25 protein-coding genes and 1 pseudogene are annotated in these 25,405 nt (G+C 66.8%); 17 read left to right on the top strand and 9 right to left on the bottom strand.

Translation table 11 applies throughout. The annotated features are described in order from the left end of the window. Positions 1 to 67 precede the first annotated feature (67 nt). The 3 genes from NRG74_RS05260 (at position 68) to NRG74_RS05250 (ending at position 2,420) form a co-directional block, all read left to right on the top strand. Positions 68 to 901 (top strand): IclR family transcriptional regulator, encoded by an 834-nt coding sequence (locus NRG74_RS05260; RefSeq protein ID WP_257705914.1) that lies wholly within the window; start codon positions 68 to 70, stop codon positions 899 to 901. A gap of 75 nt (positions 902 to 976) precedes the next feature. Next, on the top strand, positions 977 to 1,426 hold the full coding sequence (locus tag NRG74_RS05255; RefSeq protein ID WP_257705913.1) for a hypothetical protein: 450 nt from the start codon (positions 977 to 979) through the stop codon (positions 1,424 to 1,426). Between the two features lie 370 nt (positions 1,427 to 1,796). Further along, positions 1,797 to 2,420 (top strand): VOC family protein, encoded by a 624-nt coding sequence (locus NRG74_RS05250; RefSeq protein WP_257705912.1) that lies wholly within the window; start codon positions 1,797 to 1,799, stop codon positions 2,418 to 2,420. Between the two features lie 34 nt (positions 2,421 to 2,454). Here the strand turns inward: NRG74_RS05250 and NRG74_RS05245 are convergent, their stop codons facing one another. The 7 genes and pseudogenes from NRG74_RS05245 to NRG74_RS05215 all read right to left on the bottom strand — a co-directional run bounded on the left by NRG74_RS05245 (position 2,455) and on the right by NRG74_RS05215 (position 10,490). Next, the gene (locus NRG74_RS05245) at positions 2,455 to 3,351 is read right to left on the bottom strand and encodes an HD-GYP domain-containing protein (protein ID WP_257705911.1); all 897 of its coding nucleotides are present in this window, start codon (positions 3,349 to 3,351) and stop codon (positions 2,455 to 2,457) included. A 173-nt stretch (positions 3,352 to 3,524) separates the two neighbouring features. Continuing rightward, positions 3,525 to 3,614: pseudogene (locus NRG74_RS05240) on the bottom strand (DUF3391 domain-containing protein); the annotation flags it as partial. A 308-nt stretch (positions 3,615 to 3,922) separates the two neighbouring features. Beyond that, on the bottom strand, positions 3,923 to 5,551 hold the full coding sequence (locus NRG74_RS05235; RefSeq protein ID WP_257705910.1) for a methyl-accepting chemotaxis protein: 1,629 nt from the start codon (positions 5,549 to 5,551) through the stop codon (positions 3,923 to 3,925). Between the two features lie 140 nt (positions 5,552 to 5,691). Continuing rightward, complete coding sequence (locus NRG74_RS05230; protein WP_160922624.1) at positions 5,692 to 6,333, bottom strand: response regulator transcription factor; 642 nt, start codon at positions 6,331 to 6,333, stop codon at positions 5,692 to 5,694. Beyond that, positions 6,330 to 7,388 carry a sensor histidine kinase gene (locus tag NRG74_RS05225; protein ID WP_257705909.1) on the bottom strand — a complete coding sequence of 353 codons (1,059 nt, stop codon included), beginning with the start codon at positions 7,386 to 7,388 and terminating at the stop codon, positions 6,330 to 6,332. Before NRG74_RS05225 ends, NRG74_RS05230 begins: the two co-directional genes overlap by 4 nt. Positions 7,389 to 7,414: 26 nt before the next feature. Further along, positions 7,415 to 8,722: an ABC transporter ATP-binding protein gene (locus NRG74_RS05220; protein WP_257705908.1), complete on the bottom strand. Its 1,308-nt coding sequence runs from the start codon at positions 8,720 to 8,722 to the stop codon at positions 7,415 to 7,417. A 13-nt stretch (positions 8,723 to 8,735) separates the two neighbouring features. Continuing rightward, entirely contained in the window at positions 8,736 to 10,490 is a 1,755-nt protein-coding gene (locus tag NRG74_RS05215; RefSeq protein WP_257705907.1) for an ABC transporter permease, read from the bottom strand. 277 nt (positions 10,491 to 10,767) lie between these two features. On the opposite strand from NRG74_RS05215, the gene NRG74_RS05210 reads away from it, so the two are divergent. The 12 genes from NRG74_RS05210 to NRG74_RS05155 all read left to right on the top strand — a co-directional run bounded on the left by NRG74_RS05210 (position 10,768) and on the right by NRG74_RS05155 (position 22,301). Next, complete coding sequence (locus NRG74_RS05210; protein WP_257705906.1) at positions 10,768 to 11,769, top strand: LacI family DNA-binding transcriptional regulator; 1,002 nt, start codon at positions 10,768 to 10,770, stop codon at positions 11,767 to 11,769. Further along, entirely contained in the window at positions 11,766 to 12,779 is a 1,014-nt protein-coding gene (locus NRG74_RS05205) for an ABC transporter substrate-binding protein (protein ID WP_257705905.1), read from the top strand. The genes NRG74_RS05210 and NRG74_RS05205 overlap by 4 nt, the downstream gene beginning before the upstream one ends. Before the next feature lies 1 nt (position 12,780). Then, positions 12,781 to 13,638 carry an ABC transporter permease gene (locus NRG74_RS05200; RefSeq protein ID WP_257705904.1) on the top strand — a complete coding sequence of 286 codons (858 nt, stop codon included), beginning with the start codon at positions 12,781 to 12,783 and terminating at the stop codon, positions 13,636 to 13,638. Then, the gene (locus NRG74_RS05195; protein ID WP_257705903.1) at positions 13,635 to 14,429 is read left to right on the top strand and encodes an ABC transporter permease; all 795 of its coding nucleotides are present in this window, start codon (positions 13,635 to 13,637) and stop codon (positions 14,427 to 14,429) included. Before NRG74_RS05200 ends, NRG74_RS05195 begins: the two co-directional genes overlap by 4 nt. Beyond that, positions 14,426 to 15,457: an ABC transporter ATP-binding protein gene (locus NRG74_RS05190; protein WP_257705902.1), complete on the top strand. Its 1,032-nt coding sequence runs from the start codon at positions 14,426 to 14,428 to the stop codon at positions 15,455 to 15,457. The genes NRG74_RS05195 and NRG74_RS05190 overlap by 4 nt, the downstream gene beginning before the upstream one ends. Positions 15,458 to 15,466: 9 nt before the next feature. Next, positions 15,467 to 16,294 (top strand): phosphodiesterase, encoded by an 828-nt coding sequence (locus tag NRG74_RS05185; protein WP_257705901.1) that lies wholly within the window; start codon positions 15,467 to 15,469, stop codon positions 16,292 to 16,294. Positions 16,295 to 16,473: 179 nt separating this feature from the next. After that, positions 16,474 to 17,160 (top strand): GntR family transcriptional regulator, encoded by a 687-nt coding sequence (locus tag NRG74_RS05180; RefSeq protein ID WP_257705900.1) that lies wholly within the window; start codon positions 16,474 to 16,476, stop codon positions 17,158 to 17,160. Positions 17,161 to 17,200: 40 nt separating this feature from the next. Further along, entirely contained in the window at positions 17,201 to 18,007 is an 807-nt protein-coding gene (locus NRG74_RS05175; RefSeq protein ID WP_257705899.1) for an ABC transporter substrate-binding protein, read from the top strand. A 12-nt stretch (positions 18,008 to 18,019) separates the two neighbouring features. Beyond that, positions 18,020 to 18,787 (top strand): amino acid ABC transporter permease, encoded by a 768-nt coding sequence (locus NRG74_RS05170; protein ID WP_257705898.1) that lies wholly within the window; start codon positions 18,020 to 18,022, stop codon positions 18,785 to 18,787. Between the two features lie 2 nt (positions 18,788 to 18,789). Then, a complete protein-coding gene (locus NRG74_RS05165; protein ID WP_257705897.1) occupies positions 18,790 to 19,566 on the top strand; it encodes an amino acid ABC transporter ATP-binding protein in 777 nt (258 codons plus the stop codon). Between the two features lie 13 nt (positions 19,567 to 19,579). Next, positions 19,580 to 20,668, top strand: a complete 1,089-nt coding sequence (locus NRG74_RS05160) for a polyamine ABC transporter substrate-binding protein (protein WP_257705896.1) — start codon at positions 19,580 to 19,582, stop codon at positions 20,666 to 20,668. A 16-nt stretch (positions 20,669 to 20,684) separates the two neighbouring features. After that, on the top strand, positions 20,685 to 22,301 hold the full coding sequence (locus NRG74_RS05155) for a gamma-glutamyltransferase family protein (protein ID WP_257705895.1): 1,617 nt from the start codon (positions 20,685 to 20,687) through the stop codon (positions 22,299 to 22,301). A gap of 41 nt (positions 22,302 to 22,342) precedes the next feature. Here NRG74_RS05155 and NRG74_RS05150 read toward each other — a convergent pair whose 3' ends face one another. After that, entirely contained in the window at positions 22,343 to 24,544 is a 2,202-nt protein-coding gene (locus tag NRG74_RS05150) for an OsmC domain/YcaO domain-containing protein (RefSeq protein ID WP_257705894.1), read from the bottom strand. Between the two features lie 110 nt (positions 24,545 to 24,654). Next, positions 24,655 to 24,888 (bottom strand): LysR substrate-binding domain-containing protein, encoded by a 234-nt coding sequence (locus NRG74_RS05145; protein WP_257705893.1) that lies wholly within the window; start codon positions 24,886 to 24,888, stop codon positions 24,655 to 24,657. A gap of 103 nt (positions 24,889 to 24,991) precedes the next feature. On the opposite strand from NRG74_RS05145, the gene NRG74_RS05140 reads away from it, so the two are divergent. Both NRG74_RS05140 and NRG74_RS05135 read left to right on the top strand, forming a co-directional pair. Then, positions 24,992 to 25,159 carry a hypothetical protein gene (locus NRG74_RS05140; protein WP_017641260.1) on the top strand — a complete coding sequence of 56 codons (168 nt, stop codon included), beginning with the start codon at positions 24,992 to 24,994 and terminating at the stop codon, positions 25,157 to 25,159. A gap of 6 nt (positions 25,160 to 25,165) precedes the next feature. Further along, positions 25,166 to 25,390 carry a hypothetical protein gene (locus tag NRG74_RS05135; RefSeq protein WP_257705892.1) on the top strand — a complete coding sequence of 75 codons (225 nt, stop codon included), beginning with the start codon at positions 25,166 to 25,168 and terminating at the stop codon, positions 25,388 to 25,390. The last annotated feature ends 15 nt before the right edge of the window (positions 25,391 to 25,405 follow it).

Here is a 25,405-nt window from a genome sequence, read left to right as displayed (position 1 = left end):
TTCTTGGGTTGATTGGCTGCCCGGATCTGCGCCAGGCTTGAACTCAATCTGCGCGAGGAGACCTGTCATGACAACGCAGCCATTCCATCAGGTGGAACACGCCGTCGCCGAGCCGAACGCCGCCGACATGCCTGGCCAGGGCAAGGCGCCGGCCAATCGTTCGTTGGAGCGTGGCCTGGATGTCCTGCGCGCCTTTCGTCCGGGCACCGAATACCTCACCAATGGCGACCTCAGCGACCTCCTCGGCCTGGCCAAGTCCACCGTCAGCCGCCTGACCCAGACCCTGGTGCGTACCGGCTTTCTGGACTACGACGGCGGCCGCAGCGCCTATCGCCTGGCGCCGACCTTTCTCGGCCTGGCCCATGCCATGCACCAGGGCAGCAGCCTCCTGCAGGCCGCCTCGCCGCTGATGATCAAGGTGGCGCGGGAGCACCAGGTCAACGTCAGTCTGGCGGCGGCGGACCGCGACGAAATGATCTACCTGGAGTCGATTCGCCTGAGTCAACGCAAGACCCCGCGCAACGTCCTGGTCGGCCAGCGCCTGCCGATGGACATCACCTCCCTGGGCCGCGCCTGCCTCGCCGGCCTGGGCGAAGCCCAGCGCGAAACGCTGATCGCCACCTTCTGCGCCCGCCGCTGCGAGGCACGCCGGGCGCCACTGGAACAGGAGATCCGCGCCGCCCTCGCCAGCGTCCGCAGCAAGGGCTACTGCCTGGCTGCCTGGCAACCCGAAGTGGTCGCCATCGCCACCCCCCTCGGCCTCCCCGGCTATCGCACCCATGCCCTCAACATCAGCCTGGCCACCCCGCTGTCGGAGGCGGAGATCGAGGAGCGCTATGCCGGGGTGCTGCTGGAATTGGCCGGGAAGATCAGGGCGGCGTGTGGGGTGGTGGCTGGATGACGGCCATTTCCTTGAAGAACTATAATGGCCGGCATAGCCAGCCACCTATTAAAGCCAATTACTAGGGTATAAAACTTGGGCCATTTGAAAATTACAATTTTAGCTCTGCTTTGTTCTACACCCTTCTTAATCTATGCCACTGAACAGTCACCTGACATAAGAGACAGCGTCGAGGCTCGGTTCCTCGACTGTATCAAATCAAATTTTTCAAAAAGCTGCTGGCTGCAAACCTTCCAGGGAAAGATAGTTCCATGGTTAAAAGAAAAAGAAAAGCCAGTATTGATTGAAGGAGAGAAACATTGGCAAAACTGGCTTGACGGAAGGAAAGTCTTTGATGTGTATAAAGTCGAAGCCGTAGAAAAAGCACAAATATTTGACTCGAGAGCTTATATTGTAGAAAGGGATGATGGAGAAGTAGCCGGCCTAGTTGTTGGCTTCAGAAGAGCCACTGGCAACTGGTACGTAAGCGATCTCAAAAGTGATAACACAAAGGCGTTCCTCGATAAGATAATATCTATTCCCTAATTCAGCAACATGATTGGCTCCGCTACACCAGCCATGTCTTACTGACGAACTCCCATTTGCGTTATGCAAAACTAAAAAATTCTTGCACTGCTGTTTCAAACCACTGATCTTGCAATGCCATGATGACCTCTCTACCAACTCAGGCGGCCGTGCATATTGGTCCTCTACGCTTTCAACAGAAGGCTCACGGCTACATCTATTAAAAGGCGAGTTAAAGGAAGGTGATGTTGCGATAGCTATGGGCTATCCCGAGGGCGTATGAACTGGCAGGTTAAGCCATCCCAACCTTTGTGCGTTGAAGTTCTTAGCAGACTACGAGCGCTACACTTAATACCCGACATCGAATCTTTCCATATCAGGAGTCGCGCTTATGAGAGCTTCCAGCCTGGATCATCTGGTCGTCGTGGCCCCAACGCTCGCCGCAGGCGCCCAGTACGTCGAAGAACGACTCGGGGTAGCGATGCAGCCAGGCGGTAAGCATCCGCGCATGGGTACCCATAACCTCTTGCTGCGCCTTGGCGACTGCTATCTGGAGGTCATCGCCCCGGACCCGGACGCTCCACCGCCGACCAGACCACGCTGGTTTGGGCTGGATGAGCTGGGGTCCGATGCTGAGCCCCGCCTGACCCACTGGGTGGCCAGGACTCGGGGATTGGCTGAGGCGGATGCGCGCCTCATGCAGACCTTCGGCCGCATCGAGTCGATGAGCCGCGGCACGCTGGCCTGGCAGATCTCGATCCACGCCGATGGGCAGCTACCGCTGAGCGGTGTCCTGCCCAGCCTGATCGATTGGGGCGACGCCCGGCACCCCGCGGCTGCGCTGATCGATCAGGGCTGCCGCCTGCAGCGCCTGGAGCTCAGGCATCCCGATGCCGCAGTGCTCGGGCAACAGCTGGAGGCGATCGGCTTTTCCGGCCCCGTCGCGGTGATGCCTGGCGAGAGACCCGGCTTGCTGGCCTATCTGGAGACGCCAACGGGTCTGAAGACCCTTTGATGGCCAACCGCTGACGGCTGACCCGCTCGCCCACTCAGCCCGGCACCACCAGCCCCTGGGCACGATAGGCATCGATATCGATGCCATAGGCACCCGAGGGCTTCACCGCGCGGACGCTGATGAGGCGCCCCTGGCTATCGAGCGGATTGCGCGCCAGGTCCAGCACCCGCTCTGGCCGCGGCTGCTTGTCCGCGTCCAGCACGACAAGGACCCGCGGCTTCAATTTGCTGCCGGTGTCGAAGCCGATGATGATCCCAACCTCCCCCGTGCTCAGCTCGACGATCTCACCGGGCGGATAGACGCCGATCAGCTGGATGAAGGCCAGGACGACGACTTCGTCGAATTGCGTGCCCCGCGCTTCGAAAAGGACCCGCAAGGCTTCCAGGCTGGAACGGCCCTCGCTGTAGGGGCGATCGCTGGTGATGGCATCATAGGCGTCCACCACGGCGATGATCTTGGCCTTGAAGGGGATGCGCTGCGCCGGCAGTTGCCGCGGATATCCCTTGCCATCCACCCGTTCGTGATGGGTATGGGCGACATCGACGGCAGCGGGCGGCACCTCGCTGTTGCCCATCAGCAATTGCCAGCCATAGGTGGTATGGGCCTGCATGATGAGAAATTCTTCGTCGGTCAGGCGACCGGGCTTGTTGAGGATCTCGTCGGGTACCTTGATCTTGCCGACGTCGTGCAGCATGCCGCATACCCCGAGCTCTTCCAGTTCCAGAGGCAGCATGCCCAGGGCCTTGCCCAGGGCGATGGCATAAAGGGAAACGCGCAGGCAGTGCTCCGCGGTGTAATGGTCACGCTGCTTGATGCGTGCCAGCCACAGACTGGCCGCGGGATGCTTGAGCACGCTCTCGACGCACGCCCCCACTGCACGCCGCACCTCGCTGACGTCGAGCTCCTGGCCGAACCGGACGGCGTCGAGCATGCGCATCGACACGGCGCGGGCGTCCCGCCACACCGGTTCGGTGGCCTTGACCGCCTCCCGGTAGTCGATGGCATAGGTCCTGGTCTGATCACCGGCCGGCAGGTTGGCTGCCAGGGGGGCACCGAATGGCTCTGACGGCGATCCACCCAGACAAATTCGCAGGTGTCGCGCAGGGTGCGGAGGTCCTGCACGCTCTGAATGGGAAAACCCTGGAACAGGAAAGGCGTGCCCGCCCAGGGCCGATCCAGTTCACAGACGTACATGCCCAGCTGCAACTGGGAGACCGGCAGTCTGATGCTGTATTTGGGCAGAGCCATGGTGTCTACAGGAGCGCCTTGATGGATTCGGCTATTTAGATATTGCAATAATCATTTATAGCAAAAAGCCACCATACCTCAAAGAACAGGGGACGCCCTTACCGACGAGCCGGCAGAATTCAGTCGTCAGAGGTAATTTATCTGACATTAACCAGCAGACAGGCCACTCCTCGAACGCTCGGCGCCAGGGAAACTCCCCTGGCAGCAAAGGCGGAGCGATTCCAGGCGCGCAGTATCTTCTGCGCGCCCTCCCCTCAGGCCAGCTTGAAGCGTCGCACCAGCGTCTGCAGTTCGCCGGCCAGTTCCGACAGTTGCTCGCTGGCACCCACGGTTTCGCGGTTGCCGTCGCTGGTCTGCACCGAGAGATCGCGGATGCTGATGAGGTTGCGGTCGACCTCGCGGGAGACATGGGCCTGTTCTTCGGAGGCGGTGGCGATCTGCAGGTTGCGCTCGTCGATCAGGCGCACGGCCTGGAGGATGTCGCTCAGCGCCGCCCCGGCTTCCTGAGCCACCGCATAGGTGGCCTGGGCCTGGGTGGTGCTGAGCTGCATGGAATCCACAGCTTCGGCCGAGCCCTTCTGGATCGCCTGGATCATCTGCTCGATCTCACGGGTGGAGGTCTGGGTGCGATGCGCCAGGGCGCGGACCTCGTCGGCGACCACGGCGAAACCGCGACCCTGCTCGCCCGCCCGGGCGGCCTCGATGGCCGCGTTGAGCGCCAGCAAATTGGTCTGCTCGGCGATGGCGCCGATCACGCTGAGCACCTGGCTGATGTCCTGGGCCTGGCCAGCCAGGCCTTCGACCTGCACCGAGGTGGACTGCACCTGCTGCGTGAGGCGCTGCATGGCGTCGAGGGCTTGACCGACCTTGGCATTGCCGTTTTCCGCCGCCGCACTGGATTCCCGCGCAGCCTGGGAGGTGGAGGACGCATTGCGGGCCACCTCTTCCACCGCGGCGCTCATCTCGGTGACCGCGGTGGCGGCCTGGTCGATCTCGGCGTTCTGGCTCGCCAGGGCCCGACTGGCCTGGTCGGTGACGGCGTGCATGGTGCGCGCGGTGTCGCTCAGGCGGTTGGACGAACCGGAGATGCCATGCAGGGTGTCCTTGAGGTTGTCCTGCATCTGCGCCAGGGCGCGCATCAGGCCGGCGGCTTCGTCCCTGCCGCTGGGATCTATCTTGCCGGTCAGCTCGCCTTGGGCGATGGCATCGGCCACGGCCAGGGAAGCCCCGATCGGCTGGGCCAGACTGCGAGTCAGGCGCCAGGCCAGCAGCAGGGTCACCAGCAGCGCCAGCAGCATGATGCCGACGACAATGCTGACGCTGCGGTCATAGATGCCGGTAGCTGCTGCACCTGCCTGACGGGCGCCTTCGCTGTTGAACTCGCGCAGCCGGGTCAATTGCTCCTGATAGCCTTCGGCGCGCTGGCGCTGCTCGCCATTGGCCAGTTTGAGGGCCTCGGCGCGATCGCTGGCGGCCAGGGTCACGACCCGATCCAGTCCGTCCAGATAGCCTTTCATCTGCAGCGCGGCCTGGTCGAAGTTGCTGCGTTCCTCGGCGGTGGAAATCAGGTGGTCACGATAATAGGCCGTCCGGGCGTTCATCAGATCGCGATTCACATGGATCTGCCGGGTGGCGAGGGCCATGGCGGCACTGTCCTCGCTGGCCAGCAACCGGATGCTTTCGAGGCGGGTGTGCAGCAGCGCGACCTGGATGTCATCGGTGGTCTGGACGCTCGCCAGCCATTCGGCCTCCATCGCCTGCTCGGTGGCGCGTAGGGCCTTGAGCTGGACCAGGGCGAAGGCGCCGAGCAGCATCACGAACAGGGTGACTGTGCCAAAGCACAGGATGGCGCGGGGGGCGATGCGTAGCTGACGAAGGTTCAAGACAGGCTCCTTGGATCGGCGGAAGGCGATCCTCTAAAGCCCGTATCGACTGACTAATTTCTTTCTTTAGCGCGTCAGCGATTGGCGCGACAAGAAAGCTGTAGAGGTTGTCCAGCGGCTGTACGGCGCGTCGCAACGGCCTAGCCGCGTGACGCCCCCAGCCGCTCGACCATCTTGACCAGCTCCGCCAGGGAGCCGGCCTGCAGCTTGCGCATGAGGGCCGCGCGGCGCACCTTCACGGTGATCTCGCTGACCCCCAGCTGGGCGGCGATCTGCTTGTTGAGCAGCCCAGTCACCACCCGCGCCAGCACCGCCCGTTCGCCCTCGTTGAGGGTGTCGAGGCGGGTCTGCAACTCCATCAACTGCCGGCGCTGGGCATGGGCCTCCTGCGCCCTGCGCAGTGCCTGGTCGATGGCATCGAGCAGGTCCTGGTCACGAAACGGCTTGGTGAGGAATTCCAGGGCGCCCTGCTTCATCGCCCGGACCGACATGGGGATGTCGCCATGGCCGGTGATGAAGATGATCGGCAAGGCCAGGCCACGCCGCTGCAATTCCTGCTGCAGGTCCAGGCCGTTCATGCCGGGCATGCGCACGTCCAGCACCAGGCAGCCCGGTTCGTCCAGCCTGGCCCGGTCGAGAAAGTCGGCGGCCGAAACATAGCTGCGGGTGCTGAGCCCCACGGACGCCAGCAGGTCTTCCAAGGCGGCGCGGACCGAGGCGTCGTCGTCCACCAAGTGGACCAGGGTGGGCTGGGTTTGGTCGGTCATGCTCGCTGAGGTCATGGTTGTGGATCCTTGGGCAGGCTGCAGTAGACCCCGGTGCCCCCTTCCGGCAGCGAGGTGGCCCAGATCCGCCCGCCATGGGCTTCGACGATGGAGCGACTGAGCGCCAGTCCCAGGCCCATGCCCTGCGCCTTGGTGGTGTAGAAGGCCTCGAACATCTGCTCACGCGCGCCGGGCGTCAAGCCGCGACCGCTGTCCTCCACGCCCAGGCGGATGGCGCCAGCGGTGTCCTGCCCCACCTGGATGACCAGCCGGCGCTGCTCGGGAGCGACTCCTTCGAGGGCATCCAGGGCATTGAGCAGCAGATTGAGGATGACCTGCTGCAACTGGCTCTCGTCGGCCAGCAGCGGCGGCAAGCCCTCCTGCAGGCGCACCTCCACGGCCACCTGGCGCTCGGCCAGTTCGGCGCGGACGAAATCCAGCACCTTTTCCACGGTAGCGGCGAGGTTGAGCCAATCTTTGGCCACCTGTGCCTGGCGCACCAGGCTGCGCACCCGGGCGATCACCGCGCTGGCGCGATGGGCGTCGTCGATGACCCGTTGCGCGGCCTGCACGGCGCGCTCCACCTGGGGCGGCTGATTGCTCAACCAGCGCTGGCAGGCATTGCCACTGGCGGCGATGGCGGTGAGCGGCTGGTTCACCTCATGAGCGATGGAAGCGGCCAATTCACCCAGCTGGCTCAGGCGTCCGGCCTGGACCAGCCGGGCGCGGGCCGCATCGGCGGCGCGCTTGGCCGCCTCCAGGCGCAGCGACAGCGCCGCGACCGCGACGATGGCCAGGAGGCTGATGATGCAGTTGACCAGCCCGGCCTCGCGGTCGCCGGTACGGGTGGCCAGGTAGCTGCAGAGCACCAGCCCCGCGCAACCCAGCGCCGTGACCGTGACCCCGCGGGTGGACAGGAAACCCGCGGCCAGGAGCACCACGACCACCTGGAAGACACCAATGGCGATCTCCCGATCGGTCAGGGTATCCAGCAAGGCAATGCCCAGCGCCAGGGTGCAGAGGCCCCCTAGCCGCAGCCAGTGGGTGGTGGTGGCGAAGGGTCGTCGATCCATGGCCAGTCTCTCGTTCGAAGGCGTGCCTAGCCCGGGTTTTCCAGGCTGAACATATCGGCCGCCTGATCATAGGCGAAGAGCTCACCGTAGCGCCCCCACTGGATGGCGCTGCCGAGGGTGCGGGCGGCGTCGGCTTCGTCCATGAAGTCCTCCAGCTCGTCGCGGAAACGCCGCGCCGGCGCCGTGTGGCCCTGGCGATCGTCCAGCACCCGGCGGATATGGGCCACCAGGGGCACGAAGTTGAGCAACTGGCGGGCGAACAGCTGCTTGCGCACGTCCACCCCTGCCTCGACATAGGCGCGCCCGGCCGGCAGCAGACGCAGATCACCACCTTCGAGGACCGCGAGGCGCAGCAGTTGCAGCACCTCGGCCAGGGGAAAGAGCTCGTCCAGTGCATAGCCCAGCCCGCCCGCCAGTTCCGGCAGGTCGGCGCGACCGTCGTAGGGCGCGGCCTGGACCGCCTCCAGCAGTCCGGCCAGGGCATTGGTGGACACGGTCGGCAGCCGCATGCCCAGGCCATTGCCGGGAACGCCCCCTTCGTGGGGTGCCGGGGTGGTCTCGCCGGTCATGCGCACATAGATTTCCTCCACCAGTTCGCGGAAGGCCGGATCATGGCGATTGCGCGGCTGCGGCAAGTCGACACGGATCTCGCTGGCGACGCGCCCGGGATTGCTGGAGAAGATCAGCACCCGATCGCAGAGCAGCACCGCCTCGGCGATGTTGTGGGTGACCATGAGGATCGAGCGGATCGGCATGCGCCCTTCGACCCAGAGGTCGAGCAGGTCGGTGCGCAGGGTCTCGGCGGTGAGCACGTCCAGCGCCGAGAAGGGTTCGTCCATCAGCAGCACGTCCGGGTGCACCACCAGGGCACGGGCCAGGCCGACGCGCTGGCGCATGCCGCCGGAGAGCTCCTTGGGATAGGCACTCTCGAAGCCGTCCAGGCCGATCAGGTCGATGGCGGCCAGGGCGCGGCGACGCCGCTCGTCCAGCGGCACGTGCAGGGCTTCCAGGCCGATCTCGACGTTCTGCAGCACGGTCAGCCAGGGAAACAGCGCGAAGCTCTGGAACACCATGCTGACCCGGGCGCGCTGGCCGTCGTCCTTGGGCGGAAAATTGACGCTGCCGCCGCTGGGGGTGAGCAGCCCGGCGATGGATCTGAGCAGGGTCGACTTGCCCGAGCCGGAGCGACCCAGCAGGCCGACGATCTCGTTTTCGTGCAAGGTCAGGGACACTTCGTCCAGCACGACCCGGGCCGGGCCACCGGCGTTGCCGTACAGCTGGCGGACGTTCTGCACGTCGATGAGGGGACGCGGGTTCAAGGTAGGCAGGTTCATGGCAGGTCTCCTCTCAATCGAGCCGCAGGCGCCGTTCGGCGTAGGCATACAGGGGCCGCCAGAGCAGCCGGTTGAAACCGAGGACGAAGATCGACATCACCACGATGCCCAGGGCGACCCGGGGGAAGTCGCCGGCGGTGGTCATCTGCGCGATGTAGGCGCCCAGGCCATGGGCCTGCAGGCGCTCGTTGCCCCAGCTCACCACCTCGGCGACGATGCTGGCGTTCCAGGAACCGCCCGCGGCGGTCAGGGCGCCGGTGACGTAGTAGGGAAAGATCGCCGGCAGGGCCAGCTGCCGCCACCACTGCCAGCGCCTGAGGCCGAACAGCCGGGCCGCTTCGCGCAGGTCGTTGGGCAGCACGCTGGCGCCGGCGATGACGTTGAACAGGATGTACCACTGAGTGCCCAGCACCATCAGCGGCGACAGCCAGATGTCCGGATCGAGGTGGAAGCTGACGATGCCCACCACCGCCACCGGGAACAGCACGTTGGCTGGGAAGGCGGCGAGGAACTGGGCCACTGCCTGCAAGCGTTGCGACCAGCCCGGGCGCAGGCCGATCCAGACGCCGATGGGCACCCAGATCAGGCTGGCGACGGCGATCAGCAGCAGTACCCGGGCCATGGTCAGCAGACCCAGGCCGAGCACCGAGACCGCTTCCACCCAGTAGACGTCTGCAGCGATGAAGCGATACAGCGCATAGATGCCATAGGGCAGCACCAGCAGCAGCGCGCCGTACCAGAGCACGTCCAGCCCGCGTTGCAGCCAGGCGCGGCTTTGCGGCGCCAGGTGCCAGTGCGGCCAGGGGCGGCGGATCCGCGGGGTGGCGAGCTGGATGCAGAAGCTGCCGAAGTCACCCAGCATGCGGCCCAGGCGCGCGCGGCGGACCAGGTCGTAGACCCAGGAGCGCGGTACCTGCTGGCTGGCGGTCTGCTCGACGCGGAAGCGATCGGCCCAGGCCACCACCGGGCGGAAGAACAGCTGGTCGTAGACCAGGATCACCAGCCCCATGGCCAGCACCGCCCAGCCGATGGCGGCGATGTCCTGCCGGGCGATGGCCAGTGCCAGCCAGGAGCCTATGCCGGGCAGGTTGATGGTGTTGTCGCCCACGGTGATGGCTTCCGAGGCCACCACGAAGAACCAGCCGCCGGACATGGACATCATGGTGTTCCATACCAGACCGGGGATGGCGAACGGCAGCTCCAGGCGAAAGAACCGCCGCCAGGGTGACAGCCCGAACTGGCGACTCACCTGCTGCAGGTCCTCGGGCACCGTGCGCAGCGACTGGTAGAAGCCGAACGCCATGTTCCAGGCCTGGCTGGTGAAGATGGCGAAGATGGCCGCGCACTCGGCGCCCAGTTGCCGCCCCGGGAACAGGCCCAGGAAGAAGCTGACGGTAAAGGTCAGGAAGCCGAGGATGGGTACCGACTGCAGGATGTCGATGGCCGGCAGGATCAGCAGCTCCGCCTTGCGACTCTTGGCCGCCAGGGTGGCGAAGACGAAGGTGAACAGCAGCGAGGCGCCCAGGGCGATGAACATGCGCAGGGTGGTGCGCAGGGCGTACTCGGGCAGCCGCGCCAGGTCCAGGGTCATGGGATCGGCGTCGAGCACGGCCAGGGGCGCGCGCATCTCGGCGACGCCGTGCCAGACCAGCGCCAGGGCGATCAGCCCGAGTGCCAGGCAGAGGGCATCGGCCCACAGGGAGGTGGGACGTTGCCGCAGCGGGCGCGGCGCCACGGCAGGGGTGTAGAGGCCAGGAAGGGTCTTCATGGCGTACCTCTTTGAATGGGGGCCTTGGGAGAGCGGCCGACCCTGCCGCGCAGGGTCCGGACACCGGGCTAATCTAGGCTCGCCACCCCGTCCAAGCCATTGAAACGAAGGACGTTTGGCTATACCAAGGTATATCCCGCCCCGGCCCCGCCCTCGCCTGCTGCCCTGCGCGCCGGAGCCCGTCTCCAGAGCAGAAGCTTCATCGCGCTGTCATCGTCCCGACATCTGCCGCCGGCATTGTCTGCCCCCAATGAGATCGATCTCAAACGAGGCCGGCATGACCGATCTGAAACAGGTAGCGCAACAGGCGGGGGTCTCCCGGGCCACCGCGGCGCGCGCCTTCGCCAACCCCGAGCAGGTGCGTGAGAGCACCCGGCAGCGGGTGCTGGACGCCGCGCGCAGTCTCAATTTCCGCCCCAATCTGCTGGGTCGCCAGCTGCGTCAGCAGAGCACCCGGCTGATCGGCGTGGTGGTGCCCAGCCTGCTCAACCCGGTGTTCGCCGAGCAGTTGCAGGCCATGGAACGCACCGCGCGCAGCCAGGGCTATTCCCTGGTGATTGCTACCACCGACTACCAGCCCGAGCGCGAAGCGGCGGTGGTGGAGGAGCTACTGCGCCAGCGCGTCGCCGGCCTGGTACTGACGGTGGCCGATGCCGACCGTAGCGAGGTGCTGGCCGAGCTGAGCCAGGAGCGGACGCCCTTCATCCTCGCCTATCACGAACCCCAGCGCCCCTATGCGGCGGTGGCGGTGGACAACCGCCAGGGCATGGCCATGGCCACCGAGCACCTGCTCGGCCTGGGGCACCGCCGCATCGCCCTGGTCTCGGGACCGGCGCTGCAGTCGGATCGCAGCGAGCGCCGCTTCGCCGGCTATTGCCAGGCGATTGCCGCCGCCGGCCTGCCGACGCTGCCGCGCCTGGAGCTGGCCAGCCACACCGACGCCGACTGGGCGGAGCTGGCGCCGCTGCTGGAGCGTCACGCCCCGACCGCCTTGCTCTGCACCAACGACCTGCTGGCCATCAGCGTCATCGCCGAACTGCAGCGCCACGGGGTGCCCGTGCCCGATCAACTCTCGGTAGTGGGTTTCGATGGCATCGCCATGGGCGCCCGCCTCGAACCCAGCCTGTGCAGCGTCATGCAGCCCTTGCAGAGCCTGGGCGCCGTGCTCGTCACCGAATTGCTGGCGCTGATCGCCGGCAGTGCCACCCACCAACAGTGTCTGCCCTGCCTCGTCCGTCCCGGCACCAGTGCCGGCCCCTTGAAGGAGCCCTACCGATGAAATCACTCTTCCCCTTGCGTCGTTTCCTGGCCGGCGTCGCCCTGGCCTGTGGCCTGGCCAGCGCCCAGGCCGCCGAAACCGCCATCTGCTACAACTGCCCGCTGGAATGGGCCGACTGGGGCGCCCAGCTCAAGGCCATCGCCGCCGACACCGGCATCGAAGTCCCCCAGGACAACAAGAATTCCGGCCAGTCGCTGGCCCAGCTGGTGGCCGAACGCGAAGCCCCGGTGGCCGACGTCGTCTACTACGGGGTGACCTTTGGCATCCAGGCCGACAAGGCCGGGGTGCTGCAGCCCTACCAGCCCAAGCACTGGGACCAGGTCCCGACCGGCCTCAAGGACCCCAAGGGTGAATGGACCGCCATCCATTCCGGCACCCTTGGCTTCATGGTCAACACCCAGGCCCTGGGCGGCAAGCCGGTGCCGCAGCGCTGGGCCGACCTGCTCAAGCCCGAGTACCGCGGCCTGGTGGGCTACCTGGACCCCTCCAGCGCCTTCGTCGGCTACGCCACCGCGGTAGCGCTCAACCAGGCCCTGGGCGGCAACCTCGACGACTTCGGTCCGGCCATGGGCTTCTTCAAGAAACTGGCCGCCAACGATCCCATCGTGCCCAAGCAGACCGCCTATGCCCGCCTGCTCTCCGGCGAGATCCCGATTCTGGTGGACTACGACTTCAACGCCTATCGCGCCCGCTACAAGGACCAGGCGCCGGTGGCCTTCGTCATTCCCCAGGAAGGCAGCCTGACCGTGCCCTACACCATGAGCCTGGTGAAGGGCGCGCCGCACCGCGCCAACGGCGAGAAGGTGCTGGACTACGTGCTGTCGGACAAGGGCCAGGCGCTCTGGGCCCAGGCCTATCTGCGCCCGGTGCGGGACGTGCCGCTGCCGGACGAGGTCAAGGCGCGCTTCCTGCCCGCCGCCGACTATGCCCGCGCCGGCACCGTCGACTACGGCCACATGGCGGCGGTCCAGGAAGCCTTCGCCAAACGTTACCAGGCCGAGGTGCGCTGAGATGCAGGGCCTCGCCGTTTCCCTCGGGCGCCGCCGGGTGCCGCGCCGGCTGCCCTGGCCGGTGCTCGTTGCCCTGGCACCGGCGAGCGCCTTCCTGCTGGCCTTCTGGTTGTTGCCATTGACCCACCTGCTGGTGCTCGGCGCCCGCCCGGACGCCGCTGGCAGCTCCGGCTACTGGCAGGTGCTGACCAGCGCCGGCTATCTGTCCGGACTCGCCCAGACGGTGGCCCTGGCCGCCGTCACCACCCTGGCCACCCTGCTGGTGGCCGGCATCGCCGGTTGCTTCCTGGCGCGCCATGCCTTCGTCGGACGCAGCCTGCTGGTGGCCCTGCTGACCTTTCCGCTGGCCTTTCCGGGCGTCGTAGTGGGCTTTTTGATCATCCTGCTGGGTGGCCGCCAGGGCCTGTTCGCCGGCCTCGGCCGCAGTCTCTTCGGTGAGCCCTGGGTGTTCGCCTATTCGCTGTTCGGGCTGTTTCTCGGCTATCTCTATTTCTCCATACCGCGGGTGATCCTCACGGTGATGGCAGCCTGCGAAACCCTCGACACCAGTCTGGAAGAAGCCGCCCGCTCCCTGGGCGCCGGGCTCTTCGCCGTGGTGCGTGATGTGCTGATCCCCGGATTGACCCCGGCGCTGCTGTCCAGCGGCGCGCTGTGCTTCGCCACCGCCATGGGCGCCTTCGGCACCGCCTTCACCCTCGGCACGCGCCTGGCGGTGACGCCCATCGCCATCTACGACACCTTCACCAACTTCGCCAACTTCGGCGTCGCCGCGGCGCTCTCGGTGGTGCTTGGCCTCGTCACCTGGCTGGTCCTGCTGCTGGCCCGGCGCCTCGGCGGCGTCCAGGGAGACTTGCGATGAATCGACCCCTGCGCTTCTGGCTGCAACTGCTGTTCACCCTGCTGGTGGCCGCCTTCCTATTGGTGCCCGTGCTGCTCTCGGTGCTGGCCGGCCTCACCCGCAACTACTTCCAGGGCCTCGCCAGCGGCCTGACCCTCGACTGGGTGATTCAGGTCTGGCAGGCCTATGCCCCCACCGTCTGGCTGTCGCTGCAACTGGCGCTGGGCACGGCGGCCCTCGCGGTCGTGCTCGGTGTCCCCGCGGCCTATGCCCTGGTACGGCTGGACAACAGATTCGCCCGCGCCTTCGAGGAATTGCTGGTGCTGCCGGTGGCCATGCCCGGCTTCGCCTCGGCCCTGGCGCTGCTACTGACCTACGGCCATCTCGGCGGCTTTCGCCGCAGCCCTGCGATCATCCTGGTGGGCCACCTGCTGTTCACCCTGCCCTTCCTGATCCGCCCGGTGATGGCGGTGCTCAGGCGCAGCCAGCTGCCGCAGCTGGAAGAAGCCGCGGCCAGCCTGGGCGCCGGTCCCTGGCGGCGCTTCTTCGGCGTGGTGGTGCCCAATGCCCGCGCCGGCATCCTCGCCGGCTGCCTGATGGTGATCACCCTCTCGCTGGGCGAATTCAACCTCACCTGGATGCTGCACACGCCCCTGACCAAGACCCTGCCGGTGGGCCTGGCCGACAGCTACGCCTCGGCGCGGCTGGAGGTGGGCTCCGCCTACACCCTGATCTTCCTCTTGCTGATCGTGCCGCTGCTGGTCGCCCTCCAGGCCCTCAGCGCCCGCCTCTCCCGTGGAGCCCTGCGATGACCCAAGGTACCGCCGTTCGCCTGCGCCACTGCGCCAAGACCTTTGCCGGAGGCCGCCAGGTGCTGCAGCCCCTGGACCTCGACATCCACCCGGGCGAGACCCTGGTGTTCCTCGGTCCATCCGGCTGCGGCAAGACCACCACCCTGCGCCTGATCGCCGGCCTGGAGCAACCCGATGCCGGTGGCCAGGTGCTGTTCGACGACCGTGACGTCACCGCCCTGCCCATCGAGCGCCGCGACGTCGGCATGGTGTTCCAGAACTACGCCCTGTTCCCCAACCTGGACGTGGCCGGCAACATCGCCTACGGCCTGAAGATCCGTGGCCTGACGCGCGCCGATCGCGATGCCCGGGTCGCCGAATTGCTGGCCATGATGCAGCTGGAGGCCCTGGCCGACCGGCGCATCCAGCAGCTGTCCGGTGGCCAGCGCCAGCGAGTGGCCCTGGCCCGCGCCCTGGCGCCACGGCCGCGGGTGCTCCTGTTCGACGAACCCCTGGCAGCCCTGGACGCCCAGTTGCGCGAGCAGCTGCGGGCCGACATCGGCGCCCTGTTGCGCGAGCTGGGTACCACGGCGGTCTATGTCACCCACGACCAGCAGGAGGCCCTGGCGCTGGGCGACCGCATCGTGGTGATGGGCGACGGGCGCATCGCCCAGATTGGCACGCCGGCGCAGATCTACCAACGCCCGGCCAATCGCTTCGTGGCCGGTTTCGTCGGCCAGCTCAATCGCTTCGAGGTGCGCAGCCAGACGGGCAACGAGGTGGCCGTCGCGGGCGGTCGCCTGCCCTGGACCGGTTCGGCCAGCACCCTGTTCTGCCGCCCGGAACACCTGGAGCCCAGCACAACGCCTGCGCACCTCGTCGGCATCCTGGTCGGTCAGTTCTTCCAGGGCGCCCATTCGCGGCTGCTGGTGGAAGTGGGCACCGGCCAGCCGCTGCTGGTGGACACCGCCCAGCCCCTGCAGGCGCAACCGGGCGACCTGCTGCACCTGAACGTGCGCCCCGACGCCCTCTTCACCCTGGCTTCCTAGGAGACCCCGATGCACGCGCCCTTCCTGCTGGCCCAGCTCAGCGACCTGCACATCAAGGCCGGCGGCCGGCTGTCCTACGGGGTGGTCGACACCCTCGGCGCCCTGCGCCTGGCGGTGGACCGCCTCAACGCCCTGCAACCGCGCCCGGACGCCCTGGTCATCACCGGCGACCTGGTGGACTTCGGCACCCCCGAGGAATACGCCACCCTGCGCGAGATGCTGGCCGAACTGGCCATGCCCTTCTTCGTCATCCCTGGCAATCACGACGACCGCACCGCCCTGCGCGCCGCCTTCGCCGATCACCCCTATCTGCCGGCCCAGGGCACCCTGGACTGGCAGCAGGACTGCGGCCCGCTGCGACTGATCGGGCTGGATACCCATATCCCCGGCGAGCACGGCGGGCGTCTCGACGCCAGGCAACTGGCCTGGCTCGACGCCCAGCTCAGCCAGGCACCCGACCAGCCGACCCTGGTGCTCCTGCACCATCCGCCGTTCCCGGTCGGCATCGGCCATATGGATCGCATCGGCCTGGACGGCGGCGCCGAACTGGAAGCCGTGATCCGCCGTCATCCCCAGGTGGAGCGGCTGCTTTGCGGCCATCTGCACCGGCTGATCCAGCGCCGCTTCGGCGGCACCCTGGCCTGCGTCTGTCCCGGTGTGTCGCATCAGGTCGACCTGGACCTGCGCGAAGCGGCGCCGTCGCGCTTCCGCCTGGAGCCGCCGGGCCTGCTGCTGCATCGCTGGGCGGACGAGGCCCTGGTGACCCACCATCTGCCGCTGGGCAACTACCCTGGGCCCTACCCCTTCTTCGCCGCCGATGGCCAGTTGCTGGACTGACACCGCCCCGTTTCGGGTCCTGAGGTAGCAGAGCGGCCGCTGCGGCGACCCAGCGTGGTGCAAAAGGTAACGCCGGCGCCTGACCACGCTGACCTGCGGCCCAGCGCTGGCGAGCACTGGGCTCCCTGGCATGAGCCTTGCCTTGGCAGATTGGATACAAAAATCCAGGAAGCCAGCCCATGCCGCTTTCCGCCCTGTCCCGCTCCACTGCCCTGAGCGCCGAAGAAGAGGCCTATCGCCATCTGCTGCAGGCCATCTGCGCCGGGCACTATCGCAATGGCGAGCGGCTGATCGCCGAGGACATCGCCACCACCCTGGGCATGAGTCGCATGCCGGTGCGCAGCGCCTTCCAGCGCCTCGCCGCCGAAGGCCTGGTGATCCTCCGGCCGCATCGCGGCGCGGTGGTCAGCGGTCTGGACCTGGAGGACATGCGCGAGGTGTTCGAGATGCGCAGCGCCCTCGAAGGCCTGGCCATCCGCCTGGCCACGCCCCATGTCGGCCCCCGCGAGATGACGCGCCTGGAACGCCTGCTGGAAGACCTGGACGACGAGCAGGAGCCCGGCGCCTGGGTCGCCCAGCACCGCGCCTTCCACGAATACCTGTGCAGCCTGGCCGGTCGGCCGCGGCTGCTGCGCCAGATCAATGGCCTCTATGCCCTGATCGAGCCGCACATGCAGCTCTGGCTGCACGTCGATCGTCCCCAGTCGGCCCGCGACGAGCACGCACCCATCCTCGCCGCCCTGCGCGCCGGCAATGCCGCCGAAGCCGAGCGGGTGTTGCGCGAGCACATCGAGGGCACGGTGCCCGACCTGCTGACCTTCATCGAACGATCGGGCGACCAGACCCGAAGTACGCCCACGCGCTGAGCCATCCGCCCTGCCCACCCCCGTCCTTCCGGAGAAGACCATGACCCGCCACCGGCTTTCCTGCAGTCTGCTCGCCCTGACCCTCGTCGCCGGCTTTACCCAGGCCGCCCCGCAGATTCCCGAGCGCCTGGCCAAGGCGTCCAAGATCACCTATTGCGGCGCTCTCGATACCCCACCGATCGGCTTCTTCGACGAAACCCAGAAGCCCAAGGGCCTCACCGTCGACCTTGGCGCCGAGATCGCCAAGCGCCTCGGCGACAAGAAGGTCGACTGGCGCGTGGTGCCCTTTTCCGGCCTGATCCCGGCATTGCTGGCCGGCCAGTGCGATCTGCTGATCGACCAGCTGTTCGACAAGCCCGAGCGCCGCCAGGTGATCGACATCGTCAACTACATGTATTCCAGCCAGGCAGTGGTGGTGCCCAGCGGCAACAAGGCCGGCATCCACACCCTGGACGACCTCGCCGGCAAGAAGGTGGCGGTGCTCAATGGCTCCACCATCCGCACCCTGCTCGACGCCCACAACGAGGAGCTGAAGAAGGCCGGCAAGGCGCCCATGAAGCTGGTGGCTTACAACAGCGACACCGACGCCTTCCAGGCCTTGCGCCTGGGCCAGACCGATGCCTACGGCACCACGGTGGAAACCGCCGCCTATTACCAGGGTGTGGCGCCCGGCCAGTTCGAGACCGGCGTGCCGGCCTTCGCCCGCATCCTCACCGGGATCGGCGTGCGCAAGGACGACGGCCAGCTCAGCGCCGCCCTCACCCAGATCCTCGCCGACATGAAGGCCGATGGCAGCTACGCCACCCTCATGGCCAAGTGGCACCTGGAAGGCGACAAGCTCGATTAAGGGAAGGCCACGATGAACTTCAGCTGGGATGTGTTCTGGCAGTACCTGTTGCACCCGAGCGACGTCTACCTCTACGGCCTCTGGCTGACCTGCGTCATCGCCGTCGGCGCCATGCTACTGGGCTGCGCGCTCGGCCTCCTGGCGGCGCTGGCGCGGCTGTCGCGCTACCGGGCGCTGCAGTACCCGGTGCGCTGCTATGTCTGGCTGATGCGCGGCACGCCGCTGCTGGTGCAGATCGTCTTCCTCTACACGGCCCTGGCGGCCGGCGGCATCTTTCGCTTCGAGGACCTGGACCTGGGCTTCCTGGTGATCCCGGGCAACATCCAGGCGGCCATCATCGCCCTGGGCCTCAACGAAGGCGCCTACATGGCCGAGATCATCCGCGCCGGCATCGGTGCGGTGGATCGCGGCCAGTACGAGGCGGCGCGCTCCCTGGGCATGACGCCGGCCAAGCTGATGCGCCGCATCGTGTTGCCCCAGGCGTTGCGGGTGATCATTCCGCCGCTCGGCAACGAGTTCAACGTGATGCTCAAGAACACCACCCTGGTCAGCGTCATCGGGGTGCAGGAGCTGCTGCTCAGCACCCAGATGATCACCTCGGCGACCTTCCGCGTCTTCGAGCTGTACCTGGTGGTGGCCATCTACTTCCTGGTCCTGACCACCCTCTGGGGCTTCTTCCAGGCCTGGCTGGAGCGGCGCTTCGGCAAGGCCGACGGTCACCGACCCACCGCCACTGGCCGGCTGTTCAGCCTGCAGGGCTTCAAGCTACGGGGACGCTAGCCATGACGACCACGCAAGACGTTGTGATCCAGGCGCTGGAGGTACACAAGGCCTTCGGCGAGCTGGACATCCTCAAGGGCGTGACCCTGGAGGTGCGCCGAGGCGAGGTGGTGGTGCTGATCGGCGCCTCTGGCTCGGGCAAGACCACCTTCATCCGCTGCCTCAACCACCTGGAGGACATCCAGGGCGGCACCATCCGCGTCAACGGCGAGCTGATGGGCTTTCGCGAGCGCCCCGATGGCTCGAGAGTCAGGGACTCCGAGCGCAATATCGCCCGCCGCCGCCGCGACATCGGCATGGTGTTCCAGAGGTTCAACCTCTTCCCGCACATGACGGTGCTGGAAAACATCATCGAGGCACCCATCCAGGTGCTGGGCGTGGCGCGCGCCGCCGCCGTGGAACAGGCGCGCGGCCTGCTCGCCCGGGTGCGGCTGTCCGACAAGGCCGATCACTATCCGTCGCAACTCTCCGGCGGCCAGCAGCAGCGTGTCGCCATCGCCCGCGCCCTGGCCATGAAACCCCAGGCCATGCTGTTCGACGAACCCACCAGCGCCCTCGACCCGGAAACCGTGGGCGAGGTGCTGCAGGTGATGAAGGAGCTGGCCGAAGACGGCATGACCATGGTGGTGGTGACCCACGAGATGGGTTTCGCCCGCGAGGTGGCCGACCGCGTGGTGGTGTTGCACCAGGGCGAGCTGATCGAAGAAGGCCCGCCGGCCCAGGTGTTCGGCAATCCCACCCATCCACGCACCCGCGAATTCCTCAGCCGCGTGCTCTAGACCGGAGACCTCCATGGCCGTTCGTCCCCTGCTGGCCGCCCTCGCCCTCTGCCTAACGCCCCTGGCTCAGGCCGCCGAGTCCGAGGTGCGCTTCTACAACTGGTCGGACTACATAGGTCCGAACACCCTCAAGCAGTTCACCGAGGCCAGCGGCGTCCAGGTGCGCTACGACGTCTTCGACACCAACGAGATGCTCGAAGCCAAGCTGCTGTCCGGCCACTCCGGCTATGACCTGGTGGTGCCGTCCAACCAGTTCCTCACCAAGCAGATCAAGGCGGGCGCCTACCAGCCGCTGGATCGCAGCCGGCTGTCCAACTGGCAGCATCTGGATCCAAGGCTCATGCAACGCCTGGAAGCGGCCGATCCCGGCAATCGCTACGCCGTGCCCTACCTCTGGGGCACCGTGGGCATCGGCTACAACGCCGCCAAGGTCCGCGCCGCCCTGGGCGATGGCGCCCCGGTGGATTCCTGGGACCTGCTGTTCAAGCCGGAAAACCTGGCCAAGCTCAAGGGCTGCGGCGTGGCCCTGCTCGATGCGCCGCAAAAGGTCTTCGCCCAGACCCTGCACTACCTGGGCCTGGACCCCAACAGCCAGAACCCCGAGGACTACCGCAAGGCCTCCGCGCTGCTGCAGCAGCTCAAGCCGTCGGTGACCTATTTCAGCTCCAGCAAGTACATCACCGACCTGGCCAACGGCGACGTCTGCGTGGCCATGGGCTATTCGGGCGATGTCCTGCAGGCCCAGAGCCGCGCCAGGGAAGCCGGCAAGACCAGCGACGTGCGCTACGTAATCCCCAGGGAAGGCGCCAATCTCTGGTTCGACATGCTCGCCATCCCCAAGGACGCCAAGAATCCCCAGGGCGCCCTGGCGCTGATCGACTACCTGCTGCGCCCCGAGGTGATCGCCCAGGTCAGCGACTACGTCGGCTATGCCAATCCCAACCGCGACGCCACCGCCCTGCTCGATGCCAAGGTGCGAGACAACCCAGGCATCTACCCGAGCGCGGCCATCGCCGAGCGCCTCTACGTCTCCGCCGATCTGCCGCCGCAGATCCAGCGGCTGATGACCCGCGAGTGGACCCGCATCAAGACCGGACAATGACCCCGAAGAGCCTGCCATGCTGAATTTCTCTGCCCACGACTACCCCTACGCCTCGCAACGCCAGAGCGTCTTCGCGCGCAATGGCATGGTCGCCACCTCCCAGCCGCTGGCCGCCGAAGCCGGCATCACCATGCTCCGCCAGGGTGGCAACGCCATCGACGCGGCCATCGCCACCGCCGCGGCCCTGACCGTGGTGGAACCTACCGGCAATGCCATCGGCGGCGACGCCTTCGCCCTGGTCTGGGTCAAGGACCAGCTGCACGGCCTGGACGCCAGCGGCCATGCCCCGGCCAGCCTCAACATCGCCACGGTCAAGGCCGCCGGCCATGAACGCATGCCGGTGCACGGCTGGCTGCCGGTCACGGTACCGGGCTGCCCCGCGGCCTGGGCCGAGCTGTCGCGGCGCTTCGGCAAGCTGCCCTTCGCCACCCTGTTCGAACCCGCCATCGCCCTGGCCCGCGACGGCTTTCCGGTGTCGCCGGTGGTCGCCCACCAGTGGCGTATCGCCCAGGCCGAGTACCAGGCCAGTCGAGCCAAGGCGCCGGAACTGGAAGCCTGGTTCGACACCTTCCTTATCGACGGCCAGGCACCGGTCGCCGGCCAGCTGTTTCGCAATCCGGCCCAGGCGCGCACCCTGGAAGAACTGGCGCAGACCCAGTGCGAGAGTTTCTACCGCGGCGCCATCGCCCAGCGCCTGGCCGCGCATGCCGCGGCCAGCGGCGGTCACCTGACCACGGCGGACCTGGCCGGCTACCAGCCGCGCTGGGTGGACCCGATCAAGGTCGACTACCGCGGCTATCAGGTGTGGGAGATTCCGCCGAGTGGCCAGGGCCTGATCGCCCTCATGACCCTGAACATCCTCAAGGGCTACGACTTCGACCAGCGCGACAGCCAGCTCACCTGGCACCGCCAGCTGGAGGCCATGAAGAAGGCCTATGCCGACGGCCTGCACTACATCACCGATCCCGAGCACATGAGAGTCGCTGCCAGCGTCCTGCTGGACGATGCCTACGCCGACCGCCGCCGCGCCGAGATCACCGACCAGGCCCAGCCGCCGCTACATGGCGATCCCCAGGCCAGCGGCACCGTCTACATCGCCGCCGCCGATGGCGAGGGCAACATGGTGTCCTTCATCCAGAGCGCCTACCACGGCTTCGGCTCCGGCGTGGTGCTGCCCGACAGCGGCATCGGCCTGCAGAATCGCGGTTCGGAATTCAGCCTGGATGCCGGCCACTCCAACGCCTTGGCGCCTGGCAAGCAGACCTTCCACACCATCATCCCGGGCTTCCTGAGCAAGGGTGACGTGCCCATCGGTCCCTTTGGCGTCATGGGTGGCTACATGCAGCCCCAGGGGCATGTGCAGATGGTGATGAACCTGGTGGACTTCGGCCTGAATCCCCAGGCAGCGCTGGACGCACCGCGCTGGCAGTGGCTGGGTGATATGAAGGTCGGCATCGAACAGGCGGCTTCCCGCGCCCTGGCCAGTGGCCTGGCCCGGCGCGGTCACCAGATCGAGATCGCCCACGACTCCACCGATTTCGGCCGCGGCCAGATCATCGTCCGCGACCCCGAGACCGGTGTGCTCTGCGGCGGCACCGAGCCGCGCGCGGATTCCCATATCGCGGTCTGCTGACCGCCGGGACGGCCCTGCCCGGGCCCGGGCGGGGCTCTTCGTTAGAGCGCGATCCCAGCCGCCCTGGCCCGCGCCGCGTGCAGCTTGCGATAGCTGTCGATCAGCCGCAGGTGCTTGTCGAGGCCTTCCAGCTTGAGGCTGGTGGGCGTCAGGCCAGGGAAGCGCACCTCGCCCGAGACCGAACCCAGGGCAGCGTCCAGGCGCTCGTCGCCGAACATCCGGCGGAAATTGACTTCGAAGTCGGCCAGTTCCAGTTCGTCGTCCAGCTCGACTTCCAGCACCGCATTGAGCGCCTGGTAGAACAGGCCGCGCTCCAGGGTGTTGTCGTTGAACTGCAGGAAGGTCTCGACCTCTTCCTTGGCCTCTTCGAACTGCTGCAGCGCCAGGTGGATGAGCAGCTTGAGTTCCAGCAGGGTCAACTGGCCCCAGACGGTGTTCTCGTCGAATTCCACGCCGATCAGGGTGGCGATGCGGGTGTAGTCGTCCACCTGGGTATCGTCCAGGCGTTCGAGCAGGGATTCCAGGGCCGCATCGTCCAGCTGATGCAGGGTAAGGATGTCCTCGCGCACCGCCAGCGCCTTGTTGGTGTTGTCCCAGATCAGGTCCTCGACCGGATAGATCTCCGAATAGCCGGGCACCAGGATGCGGCAGGCCGGCGCGCCCAACTCCTCGTACACCGCCATGTAGGCTTCCAGATCCCGTTCGGCGAGGATGCCGAACAGGGTGGCGGCCTCCTGGGCGGTGGCGTCTTCGCCCTCGCTGGAGAAATCCCAGTCGACGAAATCATGGTCGGCCCTGGCGCTGAAGAAGCGCCAGGAGACCAGGCCACTGGAGTCGATGAAGTGCTCGACGAAGTTGTTCGGCTCCATCAGCGCCTGGCTCTCGAAGGTCGGCTGCGGCAGGTCGTTGAGGCCCTCGAAGCTGCGGCCCTGCAACAGCTCGGTGAGGCTGCGCTCCAGGGCGATCTCCAGGCGCGGATGGGCGCCGAAGGAGGCGAACACCCCACCGGTGCGCGGATTCATCAGGGTCACGCACATCACCGGGAATTCGCCACCCAGGGAGGCGTCCTTGACCAGCACCGGAAAGCCCTGGGCTTCCAGGCCGCGGATGCCGTCGACGATGGCGGGAAACCGGGCCAGCACCTCGTCAGGAACATCCGGCAGGGCCAGCTCGCCTTCGAGGATCTCGCGCTTCACCGCCCGCTCGAAGATCTCCGACAGGCACTGCACCTGGGCTTCGGCCAGGGTGTTGCCAGCGCTCATGCCGTTGCTGAGGTAGAGGTTCTCGATCAGGTTCGAGGGGAAGTACACCACCTCGCCATCGGACTGGCGCACGAAGGGCAGCGCGCAGATGCCGCGCGCCACGTTGCCGGAGTTGGTGTCGTGCAGGTGCGAGGCGCGCAATTCGCCTTCCGGGTCGTAGAGCTTGCGGCAATGGCGGTCGAGGATCTCCCGGGGCAGCGCGTCCTTGGGCCCGGGCTGGAACCAGCGCTCGTCGGGGTGGTGGACGAAGGCCGCGTTGCCGATGGCCTCGCCCCAGTACTGGTCGTTGTAGAAGAAATTGCAGTTGAGGCGCTCGATGAATTCGCCCAGCGCCGAGGCCAGGGCCGCTTCCTTGGTCGCGCCCTTGCCGTTGGTGAAGCACAGCGCCGACTGCACATCGCGCAGGTGCAGCGACCAGACGTTGGGCACGATGTTGCGCCAGGAGGCGATCTCCACCTTCATGCCCAGGTTAGCGAGGATACCGGAGAGCTTGGCGATGGTCTCTTCCAGCGGCCGGTCCTTGCCGGGGATGTAGGTCTCGCTGCCGGTATCGCTGGGCAACAGCAGGGCCTGGGCATCGGCGTCCAGACTCTCCACCGCCTCGATGATGAAGTCGGGACCGGCCTGCACCGCCTTCTTTACCGTGCAGCGGTCGATGGATCTGAGGATGCCCTGGCGATCCTTGTCGGAGAGATCCGCGGGCAGCTCGACCTGAATCTTGAAGGTCTGCTTGTAGCGATTCTCCGGGTCGACGATGTTGCTCTGCGCCAGGCGGATGTTGTCGGTGGGGATGTCGCGGGTCTGGCAGTAGAGCTTGACGAAATAGGCCGCGCAGAGCGCCGAGGACGCCAGGAAATAGTCGAAGGGACCCGGGGCCGAGCCGTCCCCCTTGTAGCGGATGGGCTGATCGGCGATCACCGAGAAGTCGTCGAACTTGGCCTCGAGCCTCAGGTTGTCGAGAAAATTGACCTTGATTTCCATGCACAGCATTCCGGTTTGGAGACAGATTGGCCGCCATTATCCGGACAAAGGGCTACGGGTGATACGCAGGCTGTCGTCTCGTGGCCAACGGACCCCGGTCTCGTCCCCCGCTAGTCCAGCCGCAAGATGCCGTTCGGACAGCGCGCGCAGAGGAAATCGACGAAGGCCCTGACCTTGGGGCTCTGCAAGCGCCGCGAGGTGTGCAGCACCCAGAGTTCGGTCTCGCCGGCCAGGGTGCCCCAGCGGCGGAGCGCGCCCTCTTCCAGCTGACGTTGCACCAGCGAAAGCGGCAGCAGCGCGGTCAACGTGCCGCACTTCGCGGTGAAATTTGGCGCTGAACGCATGCTCGTGGCCATGGGCTTCGGCGCCACCGTCCTGCGGCCCACCTACTTCATCGACAACGAAGCCAGGCTCAAGGACGTCATCCTGTAGCACGGGATCTACCCCATGCCCCTCGGCGGCAAGGGCGTGGCCATGGTCGACACCCGGGACATCGCCGAGGTCGCCGCCCTCGAGCTCATCCACCGCGACCAGGCGCCAGGCAGGCCGCCCCGCGAGACGCTCAACCTGGTCGGCCCGGACACCCTCACCGGCGCAGGCGCCGCGGCGATCTGACGCGAATTGCTGGGCCGCCCCATCCACTATGCCGGCGCCGATCCCCAGGGCTTCGAACGGAGCATGGCGACCGCGATGCCGGCCTGGATGGCCTACGAGATGAGGCTCATGGCCGAGCGCTACGTCAGCGACGGCATGCTGCCGCAATCCGGCGACCGCGAGCGGCTGGTGCAGATGCGGGAGCGCCCACTGCACGGCTATCGCGACTTCGCCCGGGCGCTGGTCGGCTGAGCGCCTCCGCTCTGG

Origin of the sequence: Pseudomonas oryzihabitans, from assembly GCF_024652905.1 — a bacterium.
GTDB classification, from domain to species: Bacteria; Pseudomonadota; Gammaproteobacteria; order Pseudomonadales; family Pseudomonadaceae; genus Chryseomonas; species Chryseomonas benzopyrenica.
Note: the sequence above shows the minus strand (reverse complement) of the source record. Positions and strands in the feature narration are given on the sequence as shown.

What these genes read in the sequence shown, in the direction of transcription:
- NRG74_RS05155 (WP_257705895.1), top strand. Translation starts at nt 20,685, where the DNA reads ATGCTGAATTTCTCTGCCCACGACTACCCCTACGCCTCGCAACGCCAG.
- NRG74_RS05190 (WP_257705902.1), top strand. Translation starts at nt 14,426, where the DNA reads ATGACCCAAGGTACCGCCGTTCGCCTGCGCCACTGCGCCAAGACCTTT.
- NRG74_RS05160 (WP_257705896.1), top strand. Translation starts at nt 19,580, where the DNA reads ATGGCCGTTCGTCCCCTGCTGGCCGCCCTCGCCCTCTGCCTAACGCCC.
- NRG74_RS05140 (WP_017641260.1), top strand. Translation starts at nt 24,992, where the DNA reads ATGCCCCTCGGCGGCAAGGGCGTGGCCATGGTCGACACCCGGGACATC.
- NRG74_RS05145 (WP_257705893.1), bottom strand. Translation starts at nt 24,888, where the DNA reads ATGCGTTCAGCGCCAAATTTCACCGCGAAGTGCGGCACGTTGACCGCG.
- NRG74_RS05175 (WP_257705899.1), top strand. Translation starts at nt 17,201, where the DNA reads ATGACCCGCCACCGGCTTTCCTGCAGTCTGCTCGCCCTGACCCTCGTC.
- NRG74_RS05215 (WP_257705907.1), bottom strand. Translation starts at nt 10,490, where the DNA reads ATGAAGACCCTTCCTGGCCTCTACACCCCTGCCGTGGCGCCGCGCCCG.
- NRG74_RS05205 (WP_257705905.1), top strand. Translation starts at nt 11,766, where the DNA reads ATGAAATCACTCTTCCCCTTGCGTCGTTTCCTGGCCGGCGTCGCCCTG.
- NRG74_RS05225 (WP_257705909.1), bottom strand. Translation starts at nt 7,388, where the DNA reads ATGGATCGACGACCCTTCGCCACCACCACCCACTGGCTGCGGCTAGGG.
- NRG74_RS05245 (WP_257705911.1), bottom strand. Translation starts at nt 3,351, where the DNA reads ATGCTCGACGCCGTCCGGTTCGGCCAGGAGCTCGACGTCAGCGAGGTG.
- NRG74_RS05200 (WP_257705904.1), top strand. Translation starts at nt 12,781, where the DNA reads ATGCAGGGCCTCGCCGTTTCCCTCGGGCGCCGCCGGGTGCCGCGCCGG.
- NRG74_RS05165 (WP_257705897.1), top strand. Translation starts at nt 18,790, where the DNA reads ATGACGACCACGCAAGACGTTGTGATCCAGGCGCTGGAGGTACACAAG.
- NRG74_RS05260 (WP_257705914.1), top strand. Translation starts at nt 68, where the DNA reads ATGACAACGCAGCCATTCCATCAGGTGGAACACGCCGTCGCCGAGCCG.
- NRG74_RS05170 (WP_257705898.1), top strand. Translation starts at nt 18,020, where the DNA reads ATGAACTTCAGCTGGGATGTGTTCTGGCAGTACCTGTTGCACCCGAGC.
- NRG74_RS05185 (WP_257705901.1), top strand. Translation starts at nt 15,467, where the DNA reads ATGCACGCGCCCTTCCTGCTGGCCCAGCTCAGCGACCTGCACATCAAG.
- NRG74_RS05180 (WP_257705900.1), top strand. Translation starts at nt 16,474, where the DNA reads ATGCCGCTTTCCGCCCTGTCCCGCTCCACTGCCCTGAGCGCCGAAGAA.
- NRG74_RS05250 (WP_257705912.1), top strand. Translation starts at nt 1,797, where the DNA reads ATGAGAGCTTCCAGCCTGGATCATCTGGTCGTCGTGGCCCCAACGCTC.
- NRG74_RS05150 (WP_257705894.1), bottom strand. Translation starts at nt 24,544, where the DNA reads ATGGAAATCAAGGTCAATTTTCTCGACAACCTGAGGCTCGAGGCCAAG.
- NRG74_RS05195 (WP_257705903.1), top strand. Translation starts at nt 13,635, where the DNA reads ATGAATCGACCCCTGCGCTTCTGGCTGCAACTGCTGTTCACCCTGCTG.
- NRG74_RS05220 (WP_257705908.1), bottom strand. Translation starts at nt 8,722, where the DNA reads ATGAACCTGCCTACCTTGAACCCGCGTCCCCTCATCGACGTGCAGAAC.
- NRG74_RS05230 (WP_160922624.1), bottom strand. Translation starts at nt 6,333, where the DNA reads ATGACCTCAGCGAGCATGACCGACCAAACCCAGCCCACCCTGGTCCAC.
- NRG74_RS05210 (WP_257705906.1), top strand. Translation starts at nt 10,768, where the DNA reads ATGACCGATCTGAAACAGGTAGCGCAACAGGCGGGGGTCTCCCGGGCC.